Origin of the sequence: Mycobacterium mantenii (assembly GCF_010731775.1) — a bacterium.
GTDB classification, from domain to species: domain Bacteria; phylum Actinomycetota; class Actinomycetes; order Mycobacteriales; family Mycobacteriaceae; genus Mycobacterium; species Mycobacterium mantenii.
In genome coordinates this window covers 627,049-653,784 of record NZ_AP022590.1, presented here as the reverse complement: position 1 = coordinate 653,784, position 26,736 = coordinate 627,049, and the positions used below count along the sequence as shown (strand labels likewise).

Sequence of the window (26,736 nt, the reverse complement as noted above, 5' to 3'; positions counted from 1 at the left end):
TATGCATGAGGACAAAAGATTCCGAGAATCTGCTCGCAATTGTCTCTGTTGATCAGGCCCGGCGGCGGTGGTGGTGGCGGCGCCGAGGTGAACGAGTCGGCGACCGGCTCAGAACAGGTGCGGCAGCCCGATGGCCGAGTCGACGGCCAGCGCGCAGAACACCACCGCCAGATAGTTGTTCGACTGCAGGAACAACCGCAGCGGCTTGACCGGTTCGCCGGCGCGGACCCCGGCGTACAGCTGGTGGGCCATCGCCAGGAACCACGCCCCGGCCACCACGGCGACCGCGGCGTACAGCCAGCCGGTCGCCAGCGCCAGCGCCAGCGTGGCCAGCACGGTCAGCCAGGTGTAGATCAGGATCTGCTTGGTCACCTGACGTTCGGTCGCCACGGCAGGCAGCATCGGGACGCCCGCCGCCTTGTAGTCGTCCTTGTAGCGCATCGCCAGCGCCCAGGTGTGCGGCGGCGTCCAGAAGAAAATGATGGCGAACATCACCAGCGCCGGCCAGGCAATGGTGCCGGTGACGGCCGACCAGCCGATCATCACCGGCATGCAGCCGGCCGCGCCGCCCCACACCACGTTCTGCGAGGTGCGGCGCTTGAGCAGCAGTGTGTAGACGAACACGTAGAACGCGATCGTCGCCAGGGCCAGCAGCCCGGAGAGCAGGTTCGTCGTCCACCACAGCCAGAAGAACGACGCCACCGTCAGCACCAGACCGAGCACCAGGGCGTTGCGGGTGGACACCGCGGCCCGGGCCAGCGGCCGGCGCGCCGTGCGCTTCATCACTTTGTCGATGTCCGCGTCGGCCACGCAATTGAGGGTGTTGGCGCCGCCGGCGGCCAGCATTCCGCCGATCAGGGTGTTGACGATCAGCAGCGGGTGCACCGTGCCGCGCTGGGCCAGCAGCATCGCCGGGATCGCGGTGACGAGCAGCAGTTCGATGACCCGCGGCTTGGTCAGCGCTAGATACGCCAGCACCGTGCCTTGCACTCGGCTTGGCAGTTGGCTCGGCGCGGCGCGCCCGCGAACGCTCACGCAATAACTCCTTGGGGTCGCAGCGGCGCGCAGCATCTACTACACACGATGGTAGACCGCGTCGTGACAATGGCCCGCCCGCGGGTCCATTCCCGCAGATTTTTCCCAGCTTTCCGAACTGAATGTTAAGCGCATTCCACCGGCGCGTATTTTTCACATCTGCCGGCGGTGGGTACCCGAAATCCTGCGCTGCAAGAGCCGGCCCTCCCGCACTAGGGTGGGATTGATCAGCTCGATGACCCAAGGACTGAGTCTGTGACGACACTCGAAGAGATCTCCACGCTGACCCAACCGCACCTGCCCGACGACTGGTCCGAGATCGACTCGGCCGCCGTCGACACCATTCGGGTGCTTGCCGCCGATGCGGTGCAAAAGGTCGGCAACGGCCATCCCGGGACGGCGATGAGCCTGGCGCCCCTGGCCTACACCCTCTTCCAGCGGGCGATGCGCCACGACCCCAGCGACACCCACTGGCTGGGCCGCGACCGGTTCGTCCTGTCCTGCGGGCACAGCAGCCTGACGCTGTACATCCAGCTCTACCTGGGTGGCTTCGGGCTGGAGCTGTCCGACATCGAGTCGCTGCGCACCTGGGGATCCAAGACACCCGGGCACCCGGAGTTCCGGCACACCAAGGGCGTTGAGATCACCACCGGCCCGCTCGGGCAGGGCCTGGCCTCGGCGGTGGGCATGGCGATGGCCGCGCGCTACGAGCGCGGGCTGTTCGATCCCGACGCCGCCCCGGGCACCAGCCCGTTCGATCACTTCATCTACGTGATCGCCTCCGACGGCGACATCGAGGAGGGCGTCACCTCGGAGGCCTCGTCACTGGCCGCCGTGCAGCAGCTGGGCAACCTCATCGTTTTCTACGACCACAACGAGATCTCGATCGAGGACGACACCAACATCGCCCTGTGCGAGGACACCGCCGCGCGCTACGAGGCCTACGGCTGGCACGTGCAGAGGGTCGAAGGCGGCGAGAACGTCGTCGGCATCGAAGACGCCATCGCCAACGCCAAGGCCGTCACCGACCGGCCGTCGTTCATCGAGTTGCGCACGATCATCGGCTATCCCGCACCCAAACTGATGAACACCGGTAAGGCGCACGGCGCGGCGCTGGGCGACGAGGAAGTTGCGGCCGTCAAGAAGGAACTCGGCTTCGACCCCGACAAGACCTTCGAGGTGCGCGACGAGGTGATCGCCCACACCCGCAAGCTGGTGGACCGCGGCAAGGAAGCGCACGAGAAGTGGCAGGCGGACTTCGACGCCTGGGCACAGGGCCAGCCCGAACGCAAGGAGCTGCTGGACCGGTTGACGGCAGAGGAGCTGCCCGACGGCTGGGACGCCGACATCCCGGTCTGGAAAACCGACGACAAGGCGCTGGCCACCCGCGCCGCGTCCGGCAAGGTGCTCAACGCGGTCGGCCCGAAGCTCCCCGAGTTGTGGGGCGGCTCGGCCGACCTGGCGGGCAGCAACAACACCACCATGGACAATGTCAAATCCTTTGGTCCGCCGTCGATTTCGACCAAGGACTACACGGCGGACTGGTACGGCCGCACGCTGCACTTCGGCGTTCGCGAGCACGCGATGGGCGCCATCCTGTCCGGCATCGTGCTGCACGGGCCGACCCGGGCCTACGGCGGCACGTTCCTGCAGTTCTCGGACTACATGCGCCCGGCGGTCCGGCTCGCCTCGCTGATGGACATCGACACCATCTACGTGTGGACGCACGATTCCATCGGGCTCGGCGAGGACGGCCCGACCCACCAGCCGATCGAACACCTCGCGGCACTGCGAGCCATCCCGAATCTGTCGGTGGTGCGCCCAGCCGACGCCAACGAGACCGCCTACGCCTGGCGCACGATCCTGGCCCGCGGCAACGGCAGCGGCCCGGTCGGACTAATCCTGACCCGCCAGGGCGTGCCGATACTCGAAGGCACCGACTACGACGGCGTGACCCGGGGCGGATACATCCTGGGCTCGGACGGCGAGGATGCCGGTCAAGACCCCGACGTGGTGCTGATCGCCACCGGCTCGGAGGTCCAACTCGCGGTCGACGCACAGAAGTTGTTGGCGGACAAGGACATTGTGGCGCGGGTGGTTTCCATGCCGTGCGTCGAATGGTTCGAGTCCCAGCCCGCCGACTACCGCGACAGCGTGCTGCCGCCGACCGTGTCGGCCCGGGTGGCCGTCGAGGCCGGCGTCGCGCAGAGCTGGCACAAGCTGGTCGGTGACACCGGCAAGATCGTCTCGATCGAGCACTACGGCGAATCCGCCGATTACAAAACCTTATTCCGTGAATTCGGCTTCACCGCCGAAGCCGTCGCTGCCGCCGCGGAAGAAGTAGTGGATAACTGAGGAAAGGGTAATTCACATGACCGCTCAGAACCCGAATCTGGCGGCGCTGTCCGCCGCAGGCGTATCCGTCTGGCTCGACGACCTGTCGCGCCAGCGACTGCAGTCGGGCAACCTGCAAGAGCTGATCGACACCAAGAGCGTCGTCGGCGTGACCACCAACCCGTCGATCTTCCAGAAGGCGTTGGCGGAGGGCGATGCCTACGACGGCCAGATCACCGAGCTGGCCGAGCGCGGCGCCGACGTGGACGCGACCATCCGCACCGTCACCACCGACGACGTCCGCAACGGGTGCGACGTGCTCAAGCGCGAGTGGGAGGCCTCCGACGGCGTGGACGGCCGGGTGTCCATCGAGGTCGACCCGCGGCTGGCCGCCGAGACCGACAAGACCATCGCGCAGGCCGTCGAGCTGTGGAAGATCGTCGACCGGCCCAACCTGTTCATCAAGATCCCGGCAACCAAGGCCGGCATCCCGGCCATCACGGCCGTTCTCGCGGAGGGCATCTCGGTCAACGTCACGCTCATCTTCTCCGTCGAGCGGCACCGTCAGGTGATGGACGCCTACCTGGCCGGCCTGGAGAAGGCGCGCGAGGCGGGGCACGACCTGTCCAAGATCCATTCCGTGGCATCGTTTTTCGTGTCCCGGGTGGACACCGAAGTCGACAAGCGGCTGGAAAAGATCGGGTCGGAGGATGCGAAGGCGCTGCTGGGGCAGGCGGGGGTGGCCAACGCCCGGCTCGCCTACGCGGCTTACCAGGAGGTGTTCGAGGGCGGCGATCGCTACGAGTCGCTCAAGGCCGACGGGGCCCGCGTGCAGCGTCCGCTCTGGGCGTCCACGGGCGTCAAGAATCCCGATTATTCCGACACCCTGTATGTCACCGAACTGGTGGCGCCCAACACGGTGAATACCATGCCGGAGAAGACGATCGACGCGGTCGCCGACCACGGTGAGATCAAGGGCGACACGGTCACCGGCACCGCCGGGGCCGCCCAGGAGGTGTTCGACAAACTGGAGCGGATCGGCATCGACCTGACCGACGTCTTCAAAGTGCTGGAAAACGAGGGCGTGGAGAAGTTCGTGGATTCCTGGACCGAGCTGCTGGAGGAAACGCAGAAGCAGCTGGATTCCGCCTCGAAATGAGCCCAGTCCGCACCCCGCAACAATGGCATAACCCGTTGCGGGACAAGCGCGATAAGCGGCTCCCGCGCATCGCGGGGCCATGTGGGATGGTGATCTTCGGCGTCACCGGCGACCTCGCCCGCAAGAAGGTCATGCCGGCGATTTACGACCTGGCCAACCGCGGGCTGTTGCCACCCAGCTTCTCCCTGGTGGGTTTCGCCCGCCGGGATTGGAGCACCCAGGATTTCGGCGAGGTGGTGCACGACGCGGTCAAGGAACACTGCCGCACGCCCTTCCGTCAGGAGAACTGGGATCGGCTGGCCGAGGGATTCCGTTTCGTGCCAGGCGCTTTCGACGATGATGAGGCGTTCGGCAGGCTGGCCGAGACCCTGGACAAGCTGGACGCCGAGCGTGGGACCGGCGGCAACCACGCCTTCTATCTGGCCATCCCACCCAAGTCCTTCCCGGTGGTGTGCGACCAGCTGCACAAGTCCGGGTTGGCGCGCCCGCAGGGCGAGCGGTGGAGCCGGGTGGTCATCGAGAAGCCGTTCGGTCACGACCTGGAGAGCGCGCAAGCCCTGAACAAGGCAGTCAACGCAGTCATTCCGGAGGAGTCGGTGTTCCGGATCGACCACTACCTGGGCAAGGAGACGGTCCGCAACATCCTGGCGCTGCGGTTCGCCAATCAGTTGTTCGACCCGATCTGGAACGCGCACTACGTCGATCACGTGCAGATCACCATGGCCGAGGACATCGGTCTGGGCGGGCGGGCCGGCTACTACGACGGCATCGGCGCCGCACGCGACGTAATCCAGAACCATCTGATGCAGCTGCTCGCGCTGACCGCGATGGAGGAGCCGGTCAGCTTCAGCCCGTCGGCGCTGCAGGCCGAGAAGATCAAGGTGCTCTCGGCCACCCAGCTCGCCGAGCCCCTCGACGAGACCACCAGCCGCGGCCAGTACACCGGCGGCTGGCAGGGCGGCGAGAAGGTAGTCGGGCTGCTCGACGAGGAAGGGTTCGCCAAGGACTCGACCACCGAGACGTTCGCGGCGATCACGCTCGAGGTGGACACCCGCCGCTGGGCGGGTGTGCCCTTCTACCTGCGGACCGGAAAACGGTTGGGCCGCAGGGTGACCGAGATCGCCTTGGTGTTCAAGCGCGCGCCGCATCTGCCGTTCGACGCGACCATGACCGACGAGCTGGGCACCAACGCCATGGTGATCCGGGTGCAGCCGGACGAAGGCGTCACGCTGCGCTTCGGCTCCAAGGTGCCGGGCACCGCGATGGAGGTCCGCGACGTCAACATGGACTTCTCCTACGGCTCAGCGTTCGCCGAGGAGTCGCCGGAAGCCTACGAACAGCTGATCCTCGACGTGCTGCTGGGCGAGCCGTCTTTGTTCCCGGTCAACGAAGAGGTCGAATTGGCTTGGGAGATACTCGATCCCGTGCTCGATAACTGGGCGGCCGACGGCAAGCCCGAGCCCTACGACGCGGGCACCTGGGGCCCGGATTCCGCGTTCGAGATGCTGCGCCGTACTGGTCGCGAATGGCGGCGCCCGTGATCATTGACATGCCGGACGCCACCACCACTGCCGTCAACAAGAAGCTCGACGAACTGCGGGAGAAGGTCGGCGCTGTCGCAATGGGCCGGGTGCTGACGCTGATCATCGCGCCGGACAGCGAGGAGATCCTCGAGGAGTCGCTGGACGCGGCGAACAACGCCAGCCATGAGCACCCCAGCCGGATCATCGTGACGATGAGGGGCAATCCGTATGCGGACAAACCGCGCCTGGATGCGCAGTTGCGCGCCGGCGGTGACACCGGCGCCAGCGAGGTCGTGGTGCTGCGGCTGTCCGGACCATTGTCGGGTCACGCCGCCAGCGTGGTCACCCCCTTCCTGCTGCCCGACATTCCGGTGGTGGTCTGGTGGCCCGATGTCGCGCCCGCGGTTCCCGCACAGGACCCGTTGGGCCGGTTGGCCATTCGGCGCATCACCGATGCGACCAACGGGGTTGACCCGTTGGCCGCCATCAAGAGCCGGCTGCCCGGATACACCGCGGGCGACACCGACCTCGCCTGGGCGCGCATCACCTACTGGCGCGCGCTGCTCACCTCCGCCGTAGACCTGACGCCGCACGAACCGATCGAGTCGGCGCTGGTGTCCGGTCTGGGGACCGAGCCCGCCCTGGACATCCTGGCGGGGTGGCTGGCGAGCCGGATCGACGGTCCGGTGCGCCGAGCCGTCGGCGAGCTCAAGATCGAACTGGTACGCAAGAGCGAGACCATCGTCTTGAGCCGGCCGCAGGAAGGAAGGACGGCCACGTTGAGCCGGACGTCCCGGCCGGACGCCCTACTCCCCTTGGCGCGCAGGGAAACCGGTGAGTGCCTCGCCGAAGACCTGCGTCGACTGGATCCCGACGAGATCTATCAATCAGCGCTCGAAGGCATCGAGAAAGTGCAATACGTGTGAGCATCAGCATCGAAGTTTTCCCGCACAGCCAGACCATGGTCGAAGCCGCCGCCACGCGACTGACCGATACCATCGCCAACGCCGTCGCGGCGCGGGGCCGAGCGCTCGTCGTGCTGACCGGCGGCGGCAACGGCATCAGACTGCTGGAGTCGCTGGTGGAACGCGAGATCGAGTGGTCCAAGGTGCATCTTTTCTGGGGCGACGAGCGCTACGTCCCGGAGGACGATGACGAACGCAACGAAAAGCAGGCGCGGGCCGCGTTGCTCTCCCACGTCGACATTCCGTCCAGCCAGGTGCACCCGATGCCGGCCAGCGACGGTGAGTTCGGCAATGACCTGGCCGCGGCGGCGCTGGCTTATGAACAGTTGCTGGCCGCCAACGCCGCACCCGGGCAACCGGTTCCGAATTTCGATGTGCACCTGCTCGGCATGGGCCCCGAGGGACACATCAATTCGCTGTTCCCCGACACACCGGCCGTGCTGGAGACCACCCGCATGGTGGTCCCCGTCGACGACTCCCCCAAACCGCCGCCGGAGCGAATCACCTTGACACTGCCCGCTATTGCGCGTTCGCGCGAGGTCTGGCTGATGGTATCCGGCGCCGGCAAGGCCGATGCGGTGGCCGCCGCCATCGGTGGCGCCGCACCCGTTTCGGTGCCGGCCGCCGGGGCGGTCGGGCTGGACACCACGCTGTGGCTGCTCGACGAGGACGCCGCCGCCAAGCTGCCGTCGCGGACCGGCGAGCAAGGCTGACCGTCACGTCCGGCTCGGCGCGAGGCGTTTGCGCACTTCGCTTGCACATTTGCTAGCGCTTTCGACGTCGTGGGTCCCTTCGGACTCCCGCCGGCCCGGGCCGGGTCATAATGACGGTCATGGCAGACAGAACCGTGCGCGGGGGGCAAGAGCGAAGCCGGATCAAGACGCTCACCCAGGCCGCGTTGAACGCCGACAAGACGGTGGAGCAGGTCGAAGACGTACTCGACGGTCTGAGCAACACCATGAAGGAGCTCAGCAGTTCCCTGTCCAGCCTGAACGCCACGGTGGAACGCCTGGAAACCGGTTTGGACCACCTGGATGGCACCATGGCCAGCCTGGACGATCTGGCCAAGCGGTTGATCGCGCTGGTCGAGCCGGTGGAGGCCATCGTCGTCCGGGTCGACGAGATGGTGAAGGTGGGCGAGACCATGATGTCGCCGCTGGCGATCACCGAGCACGCGGTGCGCGGCCTGGTGGACAGGCTGCGCAATCGGACGGCGCAGTAGGCGGGTCGGGAGGACCCCGATGGCCACCTTGCTGCTGCACCATTCCGCGTTCGCAGCGCATCGCACCGCGCCGGGTCATCCGGAGCGGCCGGACCGCTACCGCGCGGTGGAGGCGGCGCTGAGCGTGCCGCAGTTCGACGCCCTGATGCGCGAGGAGGCCGAACCGGCCGAACTGGTGACGACGCGCTACGTGCACTCCAATCGCTATGTGGACGCGCTGGAAGCGGCGCGACCCGAACACGGGTACGTGTACCTCGACGGCGGCGACACCATGATGGAGCCCTCGACCTGGGAGACGGCGCTGCGCGGGGTGGGCGCCACGCTGCAGGCCGTGGACCGGGTGCTGGCCGGTGACGTGCAGAACGCGTTCGTCGCGTGCCGCCCGCCGGGACACCACGCCGAGACAGAGCGGGCCATGGGCTTCTGCCTGTTCAACAACATCAGCATCGGCGCGCGTCATGCGCAGCGCAAACACGGGCTGATGCGGGTCGCCATCGTCGATTTCGACGTGCATCACGGCAACGGAACCCAGCAGGTCTTCTACTCCGACCCGAGCGTGCTGTATGCGTCCACGCATCAGATGCCGCTGTTCCCCGGCACCGGTGCGGCGCGGGAGACCGGAGTCGGCAACATATTCAATTCGCCGCTGGCGCCCGGTGACGGCGGCGCCGAGCTGCGCGCCGCCTTCCAGGATCGGATAGTGCCTGCGTTGCAAGCATTTTCGCCCGAGCTGATCATCGTGTCCGCCGGTTTCGACGCCCACGAACGCGACCCGCTCGGTTCGCTGACCATGACGGCCGCCGACTTCGCTTGGGTCACCAGGGAATTGATGAAATCGGCGGAGACATTGTCCGACGGCAGGTTGGTGGCGGTGCTCGAAGGCGGTTATGACCTGCAGGGCCTCACCGATTCGGTCACCGCGCACGTCGGCGAGCTGCTGAAGGGCTGAACTAACGGGGTACCGGGCCGGCGCCACGGCCCGCACCGTCAATGCTCAGCGCGGGAAGTAGCGGCTGTCGTTGTCGACCGAATCGAAAATGTCCAATGCGTGCCGAAACGGCCCGGACGTGATCCGTTGATCGGTCGCATACGAGCGGTCGAGTTGGTACACGACGCACAGCAGCAGGCCCAGCAGAACCGCGACGGTGCTCGACACGATCACGTGGCCGACGGGACTGCCCATCCGCAGGAAGCCCGTAAACGCAACCAGCACAACCGCGCCGAAGATCAGGCCCGCCCACATCAACGGCGGTATCCGCGGCTTGGTGCCCACGATGCGCTCGTTACGGTCGGAGGCCAGCTCGCTCAACTGGTGGAGAAATTGCTGATTGATCGGCTTGGCCGCGACATTGGGCTGCTGACGGCCGACGGTGCGGTACATCCGGGTGATCGCGGCCCGCGCGCCGTCGTTGTTCTGCTTGTTCCACTCCGGGCCCGCCACGGCGCTCGCGTACTTGCGCAACAACTCCTGAACTTCGGTTCGCTCCGGTTCGGGCATCGCGACGGTCTGGCGATACATCGTCGTCAGCGCCGACGCCTCGCCGGAGACGACGACCTGAGTGGACGAGAAGTGTTCCCAGGTGGTCACCACCGTAAAGCCCAGCAGTGCACCGTAGATGAATCCGACGACGGTGAGGAACGAGGCGATCGCCGGATTGTGCTCCTTCCCATACCGCTCGGCGGGCAGGATGCGGGTGCCCAGCCAGATGGAGCCCACCGCGATCGCGATCGCGACCGCGATGACCGAACCCAGAAACAGCCACAGGGGTAGTCCGGATGCGCTCACTGGTCTCCTCGATCGACTCGCGTCGATTCAGGGTATTCGCGACCGGGCCGGCCCGGTGACCAATTCGCCGTAATCAGCCGCTGTTTCGCAGTGCGCTGGCCAGCCCGTTCATCGTCAGCAAAATGCCGCGCTGCACCAATTCGTCGTCGTCGCCGGAACGGTAACGACGGAGCAGCTCCACCTGCAGGTGGTTGAGCGGCTCGAGGTACGGGAAACGGTTGAACACCGAACGCGCCAGCGCCGGGTTGTCGGCGAGCAGGTTGTCCTGGCCGGTGATGAGCTTGTGCATGGCGATGGTCCGCCGGTGCTCGTCGACGATCTTGTCGAAGACCCGGCGCCGCAACTCCTCGTCGTCCACCAATTCCGCGTAGCGCGCCGCCAGGCCGAGGTCGCTCTTGGCCAGCACCTGAGCCAGATTCGACAGCACGCTGCGGAAAAACGGCCAGCGCTGGTACAAGTCGTGCAAAACATCCACCCGCTCGTCTTCGCTTTCCGGGCCCGCCGCGATCCACTGCTCGAACGCCGACCCGGTGCCATACCAGCCGGGCAGCATGACCCGCGACTGACTCCACGCCAGCACCCACGGGATAGCGCGCAGGTCCGAGATGGACTGGGTGGGCTTGCGCGAGCTGGGCCGGCTGCCGATATTCAGCGAGCCGATCTCGCTGACCGGCGTGGAGGCCATGAAGTAGTCGACGAAACCCGGTGTGTCGTGCACCAGTTCGGCGTACGCGCGCTGCGCCAGCACGGCCACTTCATCGAGCACCGCATACGCCGGTTCCGCGGCGTCGCCCAGCCCCTCCACATCCAGCAGCGTGGATTCCAGCGTGGCAGCCAGGAGGCTCTCCAGATTACGTTGCGCCGCTTGCGGTTCGGCATACTTGGCGGCAATCACCTCGCCCTGCTCGGTGAGCCGCAGCGAACCGTTCACCGCTCCGGGCGGCTGCGCCAGGATGGCTTCGTAGCTCGGCCCGCCGCCACGGCCGACGGTGCCGCCGCGACCGTGGAAGAGCCGCAACCGGATTCCGGTCTTGCGGGCCACTTCGACCAGGGCCAGCTCCGCCCGGTACACCGCCCAGCTGGACGCCAGATACCCGCCGTCCTTGTTGGAGTCGGAATACCCGAGCATCACCTCCTGGCTGTCGTCGCGCGCGGCCACCAGCGCACGATAGATCGGGAGTTCGAGCATCGCGTGCAGGATCGTCGCGCCGTTGTGCAGATCGTCGATGGTCTCGAACAGCGGTGAGATGCCCACCGGGCAGTACGGCGCGTCCCCGGACGCGTCGATCAGGCCCGCCTCCTTGAGCAGGATCGCTGCTTCCAGCACGTCGGAGACCGAGCGGCACATGGAAATCACGTAGTTGGGTACGGCGGCCGGTCCGTAACGCTTGATGGCGTGCGTGGCCGCGCGCACCACACCCAGCTCTTTGTGCGCCAGCTCCGACAGTTCCGCGCGGTCGCCGACCAGCGGACGACGGGTACCGAGCTCGGCGGCCAACAGCTCGATCCGCTCGTCTTCGGGCAGCGAAGCGTAATCCGGGTGCACCCCGGCCCACGCCAGCAGCTCGGCGACCACTTCTTCGTGCACGTCGGAGTTTTGCCGCATGTCCAGGCCACACAGATGAAACCCGAAGACCCGCACGCCTTCTCGCAGCAGCGCCAGGCGGTCGTCGGCGAGCAGTGCGCTGCCGTGCGCGCGCAGCGACGCGTCGATGGTGTCCAGGTCTGCCAGCAGCTCGGCCGGGGCGTCGTACGGCGGCAACCCCAGGTCGAGCTCGTGCTGCGGTCGCCGGTCCAGAATCTCGGCGCTCGTCGCGGTGAGCCGGGCCCGGACCACCCGCACCGCGCGTCGGTACGGCTCGTCGGTGCGCGCCTTCTCGCCGCAACCCTCGGCCAGTTCGGTCAGCTCGGGGGTGACCGCGACCAGGCGCGCCGACATCGACAACTCCTGCTCGCACGCCGTCAGCTCGGCCAGGTAATGCTGCAGCGCGGTGAACGCGGCGTTGCCGGTGGCCTGGCGCACCACGTCGCCCGTCACATTCGGATTGCCGTCGCGGTCACCGCCGATCCACGAGCCGGGCTGCAGGATCGGCTGATTCAGCAGGTCGGCGTCGGGCCAACGGGTCCGCAGCGCGTCGCGCAGGCCGGCGTTCACCTGCGGAATCACCCTGAAGAATGCGGCGGCGTAATAGCGCAGCCCCACCTCGATCTCATCGGTGATCTGCAGCCGGGACAACCGGATCAGCGCCGTCTGCCACAGCGTGAGGACCTGCCGGCGCAGCTCAAGTTCGATGTCGCGGCCGTCGTCGGTCTCCCGATGCCCCTCGGCGTGCAGCCGCATCAGTTCGGTGATCCGGTGCTGGGTGACGAAGACGGTGCGCCGGCGGGTTTCGGTGGGGTGCGCGGTGATCACCGGGGCCACTACGGCGCCCTTCAGCGCGTCGGCGACGGTGGACGAATCCAGTTGCGCCCGATCGAGTTTGGCGTAGGTCGCGGCCAGGCTGCTGTCCTGCGGTGCTTCGCCGGCGGCGACGTGAATCGCCCGGCGCCGCTCCCGGTGGATGTCCTCGGCGACGTTGGCCAGCAACGCGAAGTGGCTGAACGCCCGGATGACCGGGATCGCCTGGTGAATGTCGATGCCGTCGAACATCCGCGCCAGGTCAGCCCGGTCGATCTCGGAGCGCCGCACGCGAAACGATTCCACCCGGGCACGTTCGACGAGCTCGAACACCCCGTGTCCGTTCTGCTCGCGAACCGTGTCGCCCAGGATGGTGCCCAACAGCCTGATGTCGGCCCGCATCGGCTCCGTCGCCTCACGACCCACCAGGGTGCGCTGCACGGCGCCGATCGGTTCCAGCGTGCTATCGGAAGCCTCAACCATGGGACCCAGTATCGATGCGGATGTCAGCGTCCGCTCGTCGACAGGTCAGCCGTCAGCGGTACTTGATCATCAGCGCGATGCCGATGATGCACACCAGCCAGATGGCGGTGATGAAATACGTCAGCCGGTCCAGGTTCTTTTCCACCACTGTGGACCCGGACAGGCTGGACTGCACGCCGCCACCGAACAGCGTGGACAGGCCGCCACCCTTGGCGCGGTGCAGCAGCACCAGCAGCACCACCAGGATGCTGGTGACGACCAGGGTGATCTGCAAAGCCAACTGCATGGGGGCCAGCCTACCGGGGTCGACCCGCCCTCAGGGCAGCGGCCCACCGGCGGCGATCGCCGCCAGCGTGGCGAACTGCTCGCCGTCCAGGGACGCACCGCCGACCAGACCGCCATCGATGTCGTCGCGGGCGATCAGGTCGCCGACGTTCTTGGCGTTCACCGATCCGCCGTAGAGCACGCGCACGCTCTCGGCGAGCTGCGGTGAGGCCAGCGCCCCCAGTTCTTTGCGAATCGCCGAGCACACCTCCTGGGCGTCGCCCGCGCTGGCCACCCGCCCGGTGCCGATCGCCCACACCGGCTCGTAGGCGATGACGACCTTGCCGATCTGTTCGGCGGACAGCCCGGCCAGCGACCCGCGCAGCTGCTCCTCACAGTGAATGACGTGGTTTCCCGCCTCGCGGACATCGAGGTGCTCACCGATGCACACGATCGGGGTCAATTCATGCTTGAGCGCCGCGGCGGTCTTGGCGGCCACCACCGCGTCGTCCTCGTGGTGATAGGTCCGCCGCTCGGAGTGCCCGACCACGACGAACGTGCAACCCAGCTTGGCCAGGAAGGCCCCGCTGATGTCGCCGGTGTAGGCACCCGAGTCGTGCTGGGACAGATCCTGCCCGCCGTAGGTCAGCCGCAGCTTGTCGCCGTCGACCAGGGTTTGCACGCTGCGCAGATCTGTGAACGGCGGCAGCACCGTGACGTCCACCTTGTCGTAGTACTTGTCCGGCAACGCGAACGCGATCTTCTGCACCAGCGCGATCGCCTCGAAGTGGTTGAGGTTCATCTTCCAGTTGCCGGCGATCAGCGGTTTGCGGCTCACGACTCTGGGCCTCCCTAGTTGTGGTCGGGCTGGGGTCGGCTCAACACCTCGATACCCGGAAGCGTCTTGCCCTCAAGGTATTCCAGCGAGGCTCCCCCGCCGGTCGAGATGTGCGAGAAGTCGCCCTCGGGGATGCCCAGCGCGCGCACCGCGGCCGCGGAGTCCCCGCCGCCCACCACGCTGAACGCGCCCTTGCCGGTGGCCGCGGCGATCGCCTGGGCGACGCCCTTGGTGCCCGCCGCGTACGCCGGGAACTCGAACACGCCCATCGGGCCGTTCCAGAACACGGTCTGCGCGTTGGACAGCAATGTGGCGAACCGCTTGACCGAACCCGGACCGATATCCAGCCCCATCAGGTCGTCCGGAATCGCGTTGGCGGCCACGAACTGTGGTGGCGAATCGGCGGCGAAGTTCTCGGTCACCACGATGTCGCCGGGCAGCCGCAAGACGTCGGCGTAGGTGTCGAGCAGGTTGCGGCAGGTTTCCACCATGTCGGTTTCAAGCAGCGACTTGCCGACCGAGAAGCCCTGCGCGGCAAGGAAAGTGAAGCACATGCCGCCGCCGATGACGATGCTGTCGGCCTTGGTGGCCAGCGACTCGATGACACCGAGCTTGTCGGACACCTTGGACCCGCCGAGCACCACCGCGTAGGGGCGCTTGGTGGAGCTGGTCAACTGCTCGAGCACCTGGATCTCCTCGGCCACCAGCGTGCCGGCGTAGTGCGGCAACAGGGTGGCGATGTCGTACACCGAGGCCTGTTTGCGGTGCACCACACCGAAGCCGTCGGAGACGAAAGCGCCTGTCGGCCCGACCAGTTCGGCCAGTTGCCGGGCCAGCGCCAGCCGCTCGCCGTCGTCCTTGCTGGTTTCGCGGGCGTCGAAGCGGATGTTCTCCAGCAGCAGGACATCGCCGTCGGTGAGCCCCTCGGCACGGGCCAAAGCGTCGGTGCCCACGACGTCGCCGGCCAGCTGGACGTGCCGGCCGAGTTGTTCACCGAGCGCCGCCGCGACGGGCGCCAGCGACAGCTTCGGGTCGGCCCCGCCCTTGGGGCGTCCGAGGTGCGCGGCGATCACCACCTTGGCGCCCGCCTCGACCAGCGCCCTCAGCGTCGGCACCGACGCGGTAATGCGGCCGGGATCGGTGATCTTCCCGTCGTCGAGCGGCACATTCAGATCGGAGCGCACCAGGACGCCGCGCCCGGAAACCCCCTCGGAGAGAAGGTCTTTCAGGTTGTGGATAGCCACGGTTTACAGCGACTTGCCGACCAGGGCGACCAGGTCGATGAGGCGGTTGGAGTAGCCCCATTCGTTGTCGTACCAGGAGACCACCTTGGCCTGGTTGTCGATCACCTTGGTCAGGCCGGAGTCGAAGATCGAGCTGTGCGGGTCGGTGACGATGTCGCTGGACACGATCGGCGCGTCGTAGTACTTCAGGATGCCCTTCATCGGCCCCTCGGCGGCGGCCTTCATCGCGGCGTTGATCTCGTCGGCAGTGGCGGACTTCTTCAACTCGGCGGTGAGGTCGGTGACCGAGCCGGTGGGGATCGGCACCCGCAGCGCGTAGCCGTCCAGCTTGCCCTTGAGCTCGGGCAGCACCAGGCCGATCGCCTTGGCCGCGCCGGTCGACGTCGGCACGATGTTCAGCGCCGCGGCGCGGGCCCGGCGCAGGTCCTTATGCGGCCCGTCCTGCAGGTTCTGGTCCTGGGTGTAGGCGTGGATGGTGGTCATCAGGCCCTTGACGATGCCGAACTCGTCGTTGAGCACCTTGGCCAGCGGCCCGAGGCAGTTCGTGGTGCACGAGGCGTTGGAGATGATGTTCTGGCTGCCGTCGTACTTGTCGTCATTGACGCCCAGCACGATGGTGATGTCCTCGTCGGTGGCGGGCGCGGAGATGATCACCTTCTTGGCGCCGGCGTCCAGGTGGCCCTTGGCCTTGGCGGCGTTGGTGAAGATGCCGGTGGACTCGACGACGACGTCGACGCCCAGGTCACCCCACGGCAGCGCCGCCGGGCCCTCCTTGACCTCGAGCGCCTTGATCTTCTTGCTGCCGACGACGATGATGTCGTCACCCTCGAGGCTTACGTCGTAAGGCAGGCGGCCCAGGATGGAGTCGAATTTCAGCAGGTGCGCCAGGGTGGCGTTGTCGGTGAGGTCGTTGACCGCGACCACCTCGATATCAGCGCTACCTTGCTCCTGTTGAGCCAGTAGGGCCCGGTAGAAGTTCCGCCCGATTCGACCGAAGCCGTTGATACCTACTCGGACCGTCACTTGTCTCTCCTCTGTCTTCTTTCCTGTGTCCGCTGTTTGCGCTCGTCGCCAGCCTAGATCAGGGACGTCCGCCGTTGCCGCGCTGGTACAACGGCCGTGACGTCGGCCACACGCGACCCGGTGGCTATCGGCGACCCTTGCGCGCCCAGCCCAGCGCCGCCTCGGCGGCGTAGTAGCCGCACAGGCCGTGGATGCCGGCTCCTGGCGGCGTGGACTGCGAACACAGGTACACCCCCGGCACGCCGGTCGCATACGGGTTGACCGAGATGCGCGGCCGCAGGATGACCTGGAGCCCGTCGTTGGCGCCGCCGATGATGTCGCCGCCGATGTAGTTGGGGTTGTAGGCCTCCAGATCGGCGGTGCCCAAGCTGGCGGTCGCGACGATGTGGTCGCGGAATCCCGGGGCGAACCGCTCGATCTGCTCGATGATGACCGCGGTGGCGTCGCCGGTGTAGCCGAACGGCACGTGCGCATACGCCCAGATCGGATTGACGCCGCCGGCCGAGCGGGTCGGGTCGGCCAGGTACTGCTGCCCGACGAGAATGAACGGCCGCTGCGCCATGTTGCCCTGCGCGCGTTGGCGTTCGGTGTCGGCGATCTCGGCGAAGCTGCCGCCGAGGTGGACGCTGCCGGCGCGCCGGCAGTCGGGGTTGGTCCAGGGGATGTCGCCCCGGACGGCGAAGTCGACCTTGAACGCCGAGGACCCCTGGCGGTAGCGCCGGTAGGAGCGTTTGATGCGGCCGGGCATGGCGTCGCCGTAGATCTGCAGTGCCGCGGCCGGGCTCAGGTCGAGCATGACGATGTCGGCGTCGGGGATGTCGCGGCGGCCGGTGACGGTCACGCCGGTGGCGATGGCGCCGCCATGCGCTTCCAGGGCCGCGGCCAGGGCTCGGGTGATCGATCCGGAACCGCCTTCGGCAACGGGCCATCCGTAGCGGTGCCCGCCGGCCAGGAAGAGCAGCCCCATGGATGCGGTCAGCGGACGGTCCAGCCGGGTGTAGATGTGCGCGGCGGCGCCGCCGTACAGCGCGCGGGCCTGCTCGGTGCGGAACCACCGGGCCATCACGGTCGCCGGCAGCAGCGCGCGCGGACCGAAGCCGGCCAGGCGGACCGGGTGCCGCGGAATGTGCAGCACCGGGCGCAGCAGATCCTGCGCCAGCTGATCGAATCCGGCGGCGAGGTCCCCGACGGCGCGGCGCCACCGGCTGGCGTCGGGGCCCATGCCGGCCACCGTCCGGTCGATCGATTGGTACAACACCCCGGCGGTGCCATCGTCGAGCGGATGCGCGCAGTCGATCTCCGGCCACTTCCAGACCAGCCCATAGCGCGGCAGGTCGATCTCCTGCCAGAACGGCGAGCCGACACCGAACGGGTGGGTGGCCGAGCAGACATCGTGGATCACCCCGGGCACCGTCAGCTCGGCCGATCGCGCTCCCCCGCCGACGGTCTCGCGGGCCTCCAGCACCTGCACGTCGACACCGTGGCGGGCCAGCTGGATCGCCGCGGCCAGGCCGTTGGGCCCGGCACCGACGACGACCGCGGTGGTCATCGAGCGCTGCGCCGAGTCATCCGCGGCGAAGCCGGGCGCGGCGGGTCGCCGCCATCGATCCGCGGCGATCGCAAGCGCGGCGAAGCCGGGCGCGGCGGGTCGCCGCCATCGATCCGCGGCGATCGCAAGGGCGGCGAAGCCGGGCGCGGCGGGTCGCCGCCATCGATGACGTGAACGGGGTAATCGTCGCCGGGCTCGGGCCAGGGCTGACGACTGAGCATGCCCGCGACGTCGACGTAGCCCTCCTCGATCAGGCCGGTCTTGGCGTCGACGATGCGGTAGGCCTGCGTCTGGCGCTGGATAGGTTGGGCTTCCAGGATGATCACCCGCACCTCGCCCTCATCGAAGCCGCAGCGCCGCTGCACGGCGGCCAGCAGCTGTTCGTTGTGCAGGTGGCCTTCGCCGAAGTTCCACCCGATCAGCGGCCCGGCGATGATCTCGCCGTCCCGCAACAGGTAATCGGCCTCGTCGGCGCCGGCGGGCAGGGCGCGGGGCACCAGCCCGCCCAGCGTGCGCCCATGGGTGTGCATGGATCGCCACGCCATCAACTTGTCGATCATGAGTTCGGCCGTCTGCGGATCGTAAAGCCGGGCAAGCTGATTGGGCGCCAGCGCCGACGCCTTGGTGATGCCGGCCTCGATCTTGTCCTCGGCGCCCTTACGCAGGCACCAGGTACTGGTGGCCCAGTTGCCCGCGTAGTAGCGCATCGCCGGCAGAAACGAAATTTGTTGCGGGAAGAGGTTTCCCATGATCGGCACCACCGCGAGTGCGGCGATCAGGATGATCAGCAGCAGCGGTGAGCGCAGCCCGGTGGCCGTGACGCCGGCGTAGTGCCCGAACAGATAGAACAGCGAAAAGATGAAGAAGACGTTCCACTCCAACGGAACTCCCATCGGAATGGTGGACGTGATGTTGAGGTGGAACAGCACCATGAAGGCGATCAGGAACCACGCCCACCGGTGGCCGTCGGCGACGAACACCAGAACCAGCGGCACCAGGAACTCTGCCGTCGTGCCGCCGACGTGGGCCATGACCTTCGGTATCCACGACGGGCGCAGGTCGTTGACCGGGTCGAGGTAGAGCCGGCGCTTGAACCAATTGAATGCGCGGCTGCGCAGCACCGGGCTGTTGCTCATCATGACCGCCACCACATACGGGAAGTGATGGTTCACCTTGGAGGTCGCCGCGCCCCACCACAGCGCCAGCATGATGATCTTGAAGGCGGCGATCTGGTCGGTGAACCCGAAGAAGAACACCAGCAGGGTCAGCCCGTAGTGTTCGCCGCGCGCCGCCAGGAAGATGGTCTTGTCGCGCAGCCCCAGCAGTGCCAGCGCGACGATGGCGGGCACGACCAGCATGGGATCGATCAGGCCGACGTCGCCTGCCGGGGTGACCGGCCCGCCCCGCCCCGGTGAGAGCAGCGCCCAGACGCCGGAGCCCAGCACGACGAGGTACAACGCCACGTCGACGACGGTGCGGTTGTCGCCACGGGTGAACGGGACCTTGTCCGGCCAGGCCGGCAGGCGAATGGTGTTGGGCCGCAACCAATACAGGAAGCCGCCGAACGGCGGCCAGAACCGCGCGGTCAGCGGGCCGGATCCGCAGCCCAGGCCCAGGATCTCGAACAGCAGCGTGAAGACGACCAGCTTCTGGTACACGATCGGCTGGGTCCACCACTCGGTGAGGTGACCGAGCCCGCCCAGTCCGGGCGTAAGCGAGATCAGAACAGCGGCGCCGGCGACGTAGCCGGCGATCTTGAAGACGTAGAACAGGTAGACGGCGTACGGGGACCCGAAGCCGTGTTCGACCCAGTGCCGGGTCATGATCTGGCGTCTGGTCGAACGCGGCAAGGTGAGCCACGTTTGCGGGTCGACGTCGGGAAACTCCGGAGCCATGAATCCCATGGGCGGCCTCGTTCCTATCTAGAAACCAGCTGGCCCATTGAATGTATCGGCACCGTCGTTCCGGTGTGCGCGTTTGTGCGCCCTAACGAAGCGGGCCGGCCACCCCGCCGGTCAAGCCCGGCCGAAAACCGTTGTTGGAAACGATGATTCAGCGCGGCGCCCGGGCTGCCCGGCGGCCCACTGGGTGCGCCTGCGGGGATGCCGCCGGGGCCGCACCCGGAGCCGGGTGCACAAAGCGCCGGCACAGCTTGTCGATCAGGGCGTCCAGGGTCTGCCGGTCCTGCTCGGCGATGCGCAGCTGGCGGCGTAAGTTCACCACGGCGTCGACGTCGCCCTTGACTTCCGCGGTCGCGATCTTGCGCTGACACTCGCCGATGCGCAGATCGATGAGGCCGCGCCGCCCGGTGAGCAGGCGCACGAAGTAGTCGGCCTGCAGTTGATCCGCCGTATCCGGAGCGGCCGCACCGGCGGCACACTCGACGGCCGGCGCGGGCCGGGACGGTCCTTGACGGGTCGCCTCCGCGCGGACCGAACCGGTCGGGGAACGCCGCCCGCGCCGGTCCCGGGTGGTGGCCGATCTGTGGGTAGCGCTCGAGCGGGCGCCACGCTCGGGTGACAGACCGGCTACGTCCATCGGGTCCCCTTCGCTCGCGGATCACTTAGGGCGCCGTAACAATAGCGTCCCCCACCGCGTCGCACCACATGCCTAAACGAAATAGGGTGAAACACCGTGACAGCCACGGGTGTCCGGTCGCTACCATCGAGGGACTCGACTGGGCAAAGCCGCCTCGCGAGCGTCAAGGGAGGAACGTGACCGACAACGGCAACCCCGACGGCGGGGACATCGGCAAATTCGACCCCCGCCTGACCCAGCGCCTGATGGCGGTGATGCGCCCGTTCCTCAAGACCTACTTCCGGTCCGAGGTGCACGGCCTGGATGCATTCCCGCCCGGCGGAGCGCTGGTGGTCGGAAACCACTCCGGCGGCATGTTCCCCATGGACGTCCCGATCTTCACCGTCCACTTCTACGACAAACTCGGCTACGACCGGCCGGTCTACACGCTGAGCCACGACATCCTCATGACCGGCCCCACCGGAGAGTTCTTCCGGCGCACCGGGTACATCCGCGCCAACCGGGAGAACGCGGCCGCGGCGTTGCGGTCCGGCGGGGTGGTGATCGTGTTCCCCGGCGGCGACTACGACGTCTACCGGCCCACGCTCTCGGAGAATGTCATCGACTTCAACGGCCGCAAGGGGTACATCCGCACGGCGATCGACGCCGACGTCCCGATCGTGCCGGCGGTGTCCATCGGCGGACAGGAAACCCAGCTGTATCTGACCCGCGGCACCTGGCTGGCCGAGCGGCTGGGGATCAAGCGCCTGCTGCGCAGCGCGATCCTGCCGTTGTCGTTCGGCTTCCCCTTCGGCCTGAGTGCGGTCATCCCGCCGAACCTGCCACTGCCCACCAAGATCGTGACCCAGGTGCTCGAACCGATCGACATCGCCAAGCAGTTCGGCGACGACCCGGACGTCGACGAGGTCGACGAGCACGTGCGGTCGGTGATGCAGCAGGCCCTGACCGAACTCGCCGCCAAGCGTCGCTTCCCGATTCTGGGCTGAGCCATGGCGAATCCCTTGAGCGAGACCCTCGGCCTGATCACCACGCTGCGCCGCGCCGGCATGATCGCGCCGATGCGGCCCGACCGTTACCTCAAGATGGCGGCGGCCATGCGCCGCGAAGGCATGGGCATGACCGTCGGCTTCGCCAGTGCGGCGCAGCGCTGCCCCGACCGCCCCGGGCTGATCGACGAACTCGGCATGCTGACCTGGCGCGAACTCGACGAACGGATCAACGCGTTCGGCGCCGCGCTGCAAAACCTGCCCGCGGGTCAACCGAAGGTGGTGGGCATCATGTGCCGCAACCACCGCGGCTTCGTCGAGGCGGTGGTTGCCGTGAACCGGATCGGCTCCGACGTGGTGCTGCTCAACACGTCGTTCGCCGGGCCCGCGCTGGCCGAGGTGGTCAACCGCGAGGGCGTCGACGCCGTGGTCTACGACGAGGAATTCACCCCGACCGTGGACCGCGCGCTGGCCGACAAGCCGGACGCCAGCCGCATCGTGGCCTGGACCGACAGGCCGCACGAACTCACCGTCGAGAAGATGATCGCCGACCACGCCGGGCAACAGCCCCGGCGCCCCGGCCGCAAGGGCAGAATGATCCTGCTCACCTCCGGTACTACCGGAACACCCAAGGGCGCCAACCAAACCGGTGGCAACGCCGGGATAGGCACGCTCAAGGCGATTCTGGACCGCACGCCGTGGCGGGCCGAGGAGAACATCGTTATCGTCGCGCCGATGTTCCACGCCTGGGGTTTCTCCCAGTTGATCTTCGCCGCCTCCATGGCCTGCACGGTGATCACCCGGCGCAAGTTCGACCCCGAGGCCACGCTGGATCTCATCGACCGGCACAAGGCCACCGGGCTCGCCGTGGTGCCGGTGATGTTCGACCGCATCATGGAGCTGCCCGCCGAGGTGCGCCGCCGCTACAGCGGACGGTCCCTGAGATTCGCCGCGGCATCGGGTTCGCGGATGCGGCCCGACGTCGTCATCGCGTTCATGGACGCCTTCGGTGACGTGATCTACAACAACTACAACGCCACCGAGGCCGGCATGATCGCGACCGCCACACCCCAGGACTTGCGGGCCGCCCCCGACACCGCGGGCCGGCCGGCGGGTGGAACCGAAATCCGAATCCTGGACCCGGAATTCAACGAGCTGCCCACCGGTGAGGTCGGCAGCATCTACGTGCGCAACAACACCCAGTTCGACGGCTACACCTCGGGCAGCACGAAAGACTTCCACGCCGGATTCATGTCGTCGGGCGATGTGGGGTATCTCGACGAGGCCGGGCGCCTGTTCGTCGTCGGCCGCGACGACGAGATGATCGTCTCCGGTGGCGAGAACGTGTACCCGATCGAAGTGGAGAAGACTCTGGCGGCACATTCCGACGTGGCGGAGGCGGCGGTGATCGGCGTGGAAGACGAACAATACGGGCAGCGGCTGGCCGCCTTCGTGGTGCTCGAGCCCGGCGCCGCGCTCGACGCGGGCGCCGCCCCCGAGGCGCTCAGGCAGCACGTGCGGGAGAACCTGGCCAACTACAAGATCCCCCGCGAAATCACCGTGCTGGACGAACTCCCCCGCAGCAGCACCGGCAAGATCCTGCGCGCCGACCTGCAAGCGCGGGTGAACGGCTGATGCGGCTGCCCCGGACGATCCGAAAGCCCCGTCCGCTGGCCCGGGCCGCACTCGAATTGGCCAACGCCGCCAACGGATTACGCCCGCTGGCCCGCAAGGGCTACAGCACCGTGCTGGTCTTCTGGTTCGGCTGGCCCGCCTCCGAGGTGCCGGGGGTCTACTTCTCCGCCTCGCTGCTCGACGCGTTGCGGCGGGGTCGCCGCGGCGACTTCGCCGGACGGCGCGGAAAGGCCGCGCTGGCCCTGACGGCGGCGTCCTGGGCCATCCTGGGCGCGATCCGCTATCGCGGCGTCACCACTCCCGGTCCGGTGCTGGAGGCGGGGCTGCGCGACCAACTCGGCGACGACTACCAGGAGGCGCTGAACAAGCTGCCCCAGGGCGAACCCACGCGCAGCGGCCGGCGCACCCTGCCGCTGGGCAACACCGTGGCGCGCCGCCGCTACGTCGAGAAGACCAACGTGGTTTCCTACGGTCCGCACGGCCGCGCCAACCTGGCCGACATCTGGCGCCGCCAGGACCTGCCGCGCGACGGTAAGGCGCCGGTGCTGCTGCAAGTGCCCGGCGGTGCCTGGATGATCGGAATGCGCCGCCCCCAGGCCTATCCGCTGATGAGCCACCTGGCCGCGCGCGGCTGGGTGTGCGTGTCGATCGGCTACCGGGTGTCGCCGCGGCACACCTGGCCCGACCACATCGTCGACGTCAAACGCGCGCTGGCCTGGGTCAAGGAGAACATCTCCCGATACGGCGGTGATCCGGACTTCGTGGCGATCACCGGCGGATCGGCCGGCGGTCACCTGTGTTCGCTGGCGGCGCTGACTCCCAACGACCCGAAATTCCAACCCGGCTTCGAGGATGCAGACACCTCGGTGGTCGCCGCGGTACCGGTGTACGGGCGCTACGACTGGTTCTCTACCCACGGCGAGGGGCGTCCCGAGTTCATCGGGTTGCTCGAAAAGTTCGTCGTCAAAAGGAAATTCGCCACCCACCGGCACGTTTACCTCGACGCCTCGCCGATCCGGGAGCTGAGGGCCGACGCGCCGCCGTTCTTCGTCCTGCACGGCCGCGACGATTCACTCATCCCGGTCGGCGAGGCCGTCGAGTTCGTCGAGGAACTGCGCACCGTGTCCAAGTCCCCGGTCGCCTACGCCGAATTGCCGCACGCCCAACACGCTTTCGACATCTTCAGTTCCCCGCGCGCGCACCGGTCCGCGGAGGCCGTGGCGCGATTCCTGTCGTGGGTGTACGCGACGAATAGGCCCGAGCGCGACTAGGCCGCTGGTACATCGCGCGAGCGTCACGCTGGCGTGACTCTGGGGCGCGAGCGTCACGCTGGCGTGACTGGTTGTGGATAGTCAGGCCGCACTGAACTGACGTTCGCTGCGGTTCATGCGACGCTGCCACGATGGCGGAGCCATTCATCGGCAGTGAGGCCGTCGCGAACGGAGAACTCGTCAGAAGCGCTTTGCGAACGCACTACAGGAAGTTGTTCCGCGATGTATATGTCGACCCTGGCGCCGAGCTCACGCCGCTGATTCGAGCCCGTGCAGCATGGCTGTGGTCGCGTCGGCGAGGCATTATCGCGGGGCTGTCCGCCGCCGCTGTTCATGGTGCCCAGTGGGTGGACGCCACGGCACCGCTTGAGATTCTCCATAGCAACAGAAACCCGTTGCCGGGATTGCGGATTCACAGTGACCGCCTAGAAGACGACGAGTTCACCATGATCGACGGTGTCCCCGTGACGACGCCGGCGCGGACTGCTGTCGACCTGGGATGCTGGCATTTGATAAACGACGCTGTTGCCGCCATCGACGACCTACTTCGCGCAACCAACTGCAAGGTGGCTGAGTGTCAGATGCTCGCCGAACGGTATCCGGGCCGATGCGGCATTCAGTCGACGCGTAAGGCAATTGATCTCGCGGATGCCGGCGCGCAGTCGCCGAAGGAACTTGGGTGCGACTGTTACTGATACGGGCGGGGCTGCCCCGACCACAAACGCAGATCCGGGTCAGTGACGAGTTCGGCGACTTCACTTACTACCTCGACATGGGTTGGGAGGACTTCAAAGTCGCCGCCGAGTACGACGGCGAGCAACATCGTCGGGACCGCTGGCAATACACATCGGACATCAGGCGGCGCGAAAGGCTCGAACGCCTGGGCTGGATCGTCATTCGAGTGGTCGTGGGAGATCGCCCCGCAGACATCGTCAGCCGGGTACGAGCCGCCTTGGCCTTGCGGCAGTCACATTAGCGTGACGCTCGCTTGCGGCAGTCACACTAGCGTGACGCTCGCCAGAGGACACCAGGCCGCTAGCCGCTCTCTCGCGCGGCGGCCTTTTCCAAATCGGTCAACGCCGGCTCGATGCGATCGGCCATGTCGTCGATGTCGTTGGCCACCTCGGGTGTCGTCACGAAACCGAAGTCCAGGTAATCGGTGTAGGAGAAGCAGGTGATGTTCAGCGCGACGTCCATTACCGGAGGACCCAGCGGCACGAGCGAATCCAGTTTGGCGCCGGCCATGTACAACGGGAACGGCGGACCGGGCACGTTGGAGACAACGAGGTTGATGGGGGCCAGGTTTCGCGATAGCCCGCTGGCGGTGTAGGCCCGCGCGGCCAGCCCCAGCAGCCCCGGCGGCGTCGTTTCGGTCAGCCCCATGATCTGGTGCGCCGACAACGCCTTGGCCATCAGCTTGGCGTCCTGGGTGCTTTCGTGGATGGCCCGCAGCCGCTCCCCCGGATCTTCGACATCGGTTGCCAACGAGACGGTCATCGAACTCACTTGGTTGCCGACGTCGTCCTTGTTGTCGTCGGTGCGGGTGGAAACCGGGATCTGGGCGATCAGCGGTTTGGCGGGCAGCTCACCGCGTTTCTGCAAATAGTCGCGCGCGGCGCCGGCCACCAACGCCAGCACGACGTCATTGAGCTTGACGCCGTACGCGTCCTTGACGGCCTTGGCGCGGGTCAGTTCGACGCGGCAGCCGGTGATCCGCCGGTGCGGCGAGACCGGCGCGTTGAAGCGGGTTTTGGGCGCTTCGAAGTAGCGCGGCGGCCGGCCGCGCACGCCCAGCGCAGCGATCTGTTGGCGCACGGTCTGCTCCATGAGCCTCGCGATGCGGAACGGCGTCTTGACGCCGACGTTGATGAGCGCGCCCACCGCCTGCCGTTCGATTCCCGGAATCCGCGATCCCACCAGGGATCCCACCGTTTCCTGTTGCGGCGGACGCGGTTCCGGCGTGACGTCCAACAGAATCTCACCCAGGCCGGCGCCCGAGACGCCGTCGACGATGGCGTGGTGCATCTTGGTCAGCGACGCGATCCGGCCGCCCTCGACGCCCTCGATCACCCACATCTCCCACAGCGGCCGGGCGCGGTCCAGCTTGTAGGACATCAGCCGGCCCACCAGCTCCTCGAGCTCGCGGCGACCGCCCGGCGCCGGAACGGCGATGCGCCGGATGTGGAAGTCGATGTCCAGGTCCTCGTCTTCGACGAACCAGGGTCGGTCCAGCCCGAGCGGCGCCCCGGTGACCCGCCATCGCAGCTGCGGCAGCTCCGGCAACCGCTCGATGATCAATTCGCGGAGTCGCTGAAAATTGTATTCGGGTGACTCCTTCGGGTCGCAGATCGCCAATGCCCCCACATGCATGTGCCAGCCCGCAGTTTCGGCCGACCAAAACGCCGCATCAACGCTCGAAAGCCGCTTCATCCCCCGACCGTATCCCCCGCCTACCCGCTGCGAACAGCGATTCGCAGCACCAG

At 67.4% G+C, this 26,736-nt stretch carries 20 protein-coding genes and 2 pseudogenes; 11 read left to right on the top strand and 11 right to left on the bottom strand.

The window, feature by feature from the left end; genetic code table 11:
- Positions 1 to 108: 108 nt before the first annotated feature.
- Positions 109 to 1,035: a heme o synthase gene (locus G6N50_RS03375; RefSeq protein WP_083098897.1), complete on the bottom strand. Its 927-nt coding sequence runs from the start codon at positions 1,033 to 1,035 to the stop codon at positions 109 to 111.
- A 255-nt stretch (positions 1,036 to 1,290) separates the two neighbouring features.
- Between G6N50_RS03375 and tkt the strand changes: the two genes are divergently transcribed.
- The 7 genes from tkt to G6N50_RS03340 all read left to right on the top strand — a co-directional run bounded on the left by tkt (position 1,291) and on the right by G6N50_RS03340 (position 9,187).
- Positions 1,291 to 3,390: a transketolase gene (gene tkt, locus G6N50_RS03370; RefSeq protein ID WP_083098899.1), complete on the top strand. Its 2,100-nt coding sequence runs from the start codon at positions 1,291 to 1,293 to the stop codon at positions 3,388 to 3,390.
- A 16-nt stretch (positions 3,391 to 3,406) separates the two neighbouring features.
- The gene (gene tal, locus G6N50_RS03365) at positions 3,407 to 4,528 is read left to right on the top strand and encodes a transaldolase (protein ID WP_083098900.1); all 1,122 of its coding nucleotides are present in this window, start codon (positions 3,407 to 3,409) and stop codon (positions 4,526 to 4,528) included.
- Positions 4,525 to 6,069 carry a glucose-6-phosphate dehydrogenase gene (zwf, locus tag G6N50_RS03360; protein WP_083098902.1) on the top strand — a complete coding sequence of 515 codons (1,545 nt, stop codon included), beginning with the start codon at positions 4,525 to 4,527 and terminating at the stop codon, positions 6,067 to 6,069. Before tal ends, zwf begins: the two co-directional genes overlap by 4 nt.
- Complete coding sequence (opcA, locus tag G6N50_RS03355; protein ID WP_083098929.1) at positions 6,066 to 6,977, top strand: glucose-6-phosphate dehydrogenase assembly protein OpcA; 912 nt, start codon at positions 6,066 to 6,068, stop codon at positions 6,975 to 6,977. Before zwf ends, opcA begins: the two co-directional genes overlap by 4 nt.
- On the top strand, positions 6,974 to 7,729 hold the full coding sequence (gene pgl / locus G6N50_RS03350) for a 6-phosphogluconolactonase (RefSeq protein WP_083098903.1): 756 nt from the start codon (positions 6,974 to 6,976) through the stop codon (positions 7,727 to 7,729). The genes opcA and pgl overlap by 4 nt, the downstream gene beginning before the upstream one ends.
- A 110-nt stretch (positions 7,730 to 7,839) precedes the next feature.
- Complete coding sequence (locus tag G6N50_RS03345) at positions 7,840 to 8,238, top strand: ATPase (RefSeq protein ID WP_067836104.1); 399 nt, start codon at positions 7,840 to 7,842, stop codon at positions 8,236 to 8,238.
- A gap of 19 nt (positions 8,239 to 8,257) precedes the next feature.
- The gene (locus tag G6N50_RS03340) at positions 8,258 to 9,187 is read left to right on the top strand and encodes a histone deacetylase family protein (protein ID WP_083098905.1); all 930 of its coding nucleotides are present in this window, start codon (positions 8,258 to 8,260) and stop codon (positions 9,185 to 9,187) included.
- Positions 9,188 to 9,232: 45 nt separating this feature from the next.
- Here G6N50_RS03340 and G6N50_RS03335 read toward each other — a convergent pair whose 3' ends face one another.
- The 9 genes and pseudogenes from G6N50_RS03335 to G6N50_RS03295 all read right to left on the bottom strand — a co-directional run bounded on the left by G6N50_RS03335 (position 9,233) and on the right by G6N50_RS03295 (position 20,361).
- The gene (locus G6N50_RS03335) at positions 9,233 to 10,024 is read right to left on the bottom strand and encodes a bestrophin-like domain (protein ID WP_083098906.1); all 792 of its coding nucleotides are present in this window, start codon (positions 10,022 to 10,024) and stop codon (positions 9,233 to 9,235) included.
- A gap of 73 nt (positions 10,025 to 10,097) precedes the next feature.
- Positions 10,098 to 12,905 (bottom strand): phosphoenolpyruvate carboxylase, encoded by a 2,808-nt coding sequence (gene ppc / locus G6N50_RS03330; protein ID WP_083098908.1) that lies wholly within the window; start codon positions 12,903 to 12,905, stop codon positions 10,098 to 10,100.
- Between the two features lie 52 nt (positions 12,906 to 12,957).
- Positions 12,958 to 13,191 carry a preprotein translocase subunit SecG gene (gene secG / locus G6N50_RS03325; RefSeq protein ID WP_067132831.1) on the bottom strand — a complete coding sequence of 78 codons (234 nt, stop codon included), beginning with the start codon at positions 13,189 to 13,191 and terminating at the stop codon, positions 12,958 to 12,960.
- Between the two features lie 30 nt (positions 13,192 to 13,221).
- Entirely contained in the window at positions 13,222 to 14,007 is a 786-nt protein-coding gene (gene tpiA, locus G6N50_RS03320; RefSeq protein WP_083098909.1) for a triose-phosphate isomerase, read from the bottom strand.
- Between the two features lie 14 nt (positions 14,008 to 14,021).
- A complete protein-coding gene (locus G6N50_RS03315; RefSeq protein WP_083098911.1) occupies positions 14,022 to 15,251 on the bottom strand; it encodes a phosphoglycerate kinase in 1,230 nt (409 codons plus the stop codon).
- Positions 15,252 to 15,254: 3 nt separating this feature from the next.
- The gene (gene gap / locus G6N50_RS03310; RefSeq protein WP_083098912.1) at positions 15,255 to 16,274 is read right to left on the bottom strand and encodes a type I glyceraldehyde-3-phosphate dehydrogenase; all 1,020 of its coding nucleotides are present in this window, start codon (positions 16,272 to 16,274) and stop codon (positions 15,255 to 15,257) included.
- Between the two features lie 124 nt (positions 16,275 to 16,398).
- Positions 16,399 to 17,823 (bottom strand): phytoene desaturase family protein, encoded by a 1,425-nt coding sequence (locus tag G6N50_RS03305; RefSeq protein WP_083098914.1) that lies wholly within the window; start codon positions 17,821 to 17,823, stop codon positions 16,399 to 16,401.
- 167 nt (positions 17,824 to 17,990) lie between these two features.
- Positions 17,991 to 19,727, bottom strand: a pseudogene (locus G6N50_RS03300) (DUF3556 domain-containing protein); the annotation flags it as partial.
- Between the two features lie 148 nt (positions 19,728 to 19,875).
- Complete coding sequence (locus G6N50_RS03295) at positions 19,876 to 20,361, bottom strand: hypothetical protein (protein ID WP_232068873.1); 486 nt, start codon at positions 20,359 to 20,361, stop codon at positions 19,876 to 19,878.
- A 245-nt stretch (positions 20,362 to 20,606) separates the two neighbouring features.
- On the opposite strand from G6N50_RS03295, the gene G6N50_RS03290 reads away from it, so the two are divergent.
- The 4 genes and pseudogenes from G6N50_RS03290 (at position 20,607) to G6N50_RS03275 (ending at position 25,229) form a co-directional block, all read left to right on the top strand.
- Positions 20,607 to 21,347, top strand: coding sequence for a lysophospholipid acyltransferase family protein (locus tag G6N50_RS03290; protein ID WP_232069040.1), 741 nt, complete (start codon positions 20,607 to 20,609; stop codon positions 21,345 to 21,347).
- Positions 21,348 to 21,350: 3 nt separating this feature from the next.
- Positions 21,351 to 22,982, top strand: a complete 1,632-nt coding sequence (fadD12, locus tag G6N50_RS03285) for an acyl-CoA ligase FadD12 (RefSeq protein WP_083098917.1) — start codon at positions 21,351 to 21,353, stop codon at positions 22,980 to 22,982.
- Complete coding sequence (locus G6N50_RS03280) at positions 22,982 to 24,253, top strand: alpha/beta hydrolase (RefSeq protein WP_083098918.1); 1,272 nt, start codon at positions 22,982 to 22,984, stop codon at positions 24,251 to 24,253. The genes fadD12 and G6N50_RS03280 overlap by 1 nt, the downstream gene beginning before the upstream one ends.
- Positions 24,254 to 24,384: 131 nt before the next feature.
- Positions 24,385 to 25,229, top strand: a pseudogene (locus G6N50_RS03275) (hypothetical protein).
- A 59-nt stretch (positions 25,230 to 25,288) separates the two neighbouring features.
- Here the strand turns inward: G6N50_RS03275 and G6N50_RS03270 are convergent.
- Positions 25,289 to 26,683, bottom strand: coding sequence for a WS/DGAT/MGAT family O-acyltransferase (locus G6N50_RS03270; RefSeq protein WP_083098920.1), 1,395 nt, complete (start codon positions 26,681 to 26,683; stop codon positions 25,289 to 25,291).
- Positions 26,684 to 26,736: the final 53 nt, after the last annotated feature.

Coding starts and splice junctions, on each gene's coding strand:
- tal (WP_083098900.1), top strand. CDS start 3,407: ATGACCGCTCAGAACCCGAATCTGGCGGCGCTGTCCGCCGCAGGCGTA.
- zwf (WP_083098902.1), top strand. CDS start 4,525: ATGAGCCCAGTCCGCACCCCGCAACAATGGCATAACCCGTTGCGGGAC.
- G6N50_RS03345 (WP_067836104.1), top strand. CDS start 7,840: ATGACGGTCATGGCAGACAGAACCGTGCGCGGGGGGCAAGAGCGAAGC.
- G6N50_RS03340 (WP_083098905.1), top strand. CDS start 8,258: ATGGCCACCTTGCTGCTGCACCATTCCGCGTTCGCAGCGCATCGCACC.
- ppc (WP_083098908.1), bottom strand. CDS start 12,905: ATGGTTGAGGCTTCCGATAGCACGCTGGAACCGATCGGCGCCGTGCAG.
- secG (WP_067132831.1), bottom strand. CDS start 13,191: ATGCAGTTGGCTTTGCAGATCACCCTGGTCGTCACCAGCATCCTGGTG.
- G6N50_RS03305 (WP_083098914.1), bottom strand. CDS start 17,823: ATGACCACCGCGGTCGTCGTCGGTGCCGGGCCCAACGGCCTGGCCGCG.
- G6N50_RS03295 (WP_232068873.1), bottom strand. CDS start 20,361: ATGGACGTAGCCGGTCTGTCACCCGAGCGTGGCGCCCGCTCGAGCGCT.
- G6N50_RS03290 (WP_232069040.1), top strand. CDS start 20,607: ATGGCGGTGATGCGCCCGTTCCTCAAGACCTACTTCCGGTCCGAGGTG.
- fadD12 (WP_083098917.1), top strand. CDS start 21,351: ATGGCGAATCCCTTGAGCGAGACCCTCGGCCTGATCACCACGCTGCGC.
- G6N50_RS03280 (WP_083098918.1), top strand. CDS start 22,982: ATGCGGCTGCCCCGGACGATCCGAAAGCCCCGTCCGCTGGCCCGGGCC.
- G6N50_RS03270 (WP_083098920.1), bottom strand. CDS start 26,683: ATGAAGCGGCTTTCGAGCGTTGATGCGGCGTTTTGGTCGGCCGAAACT.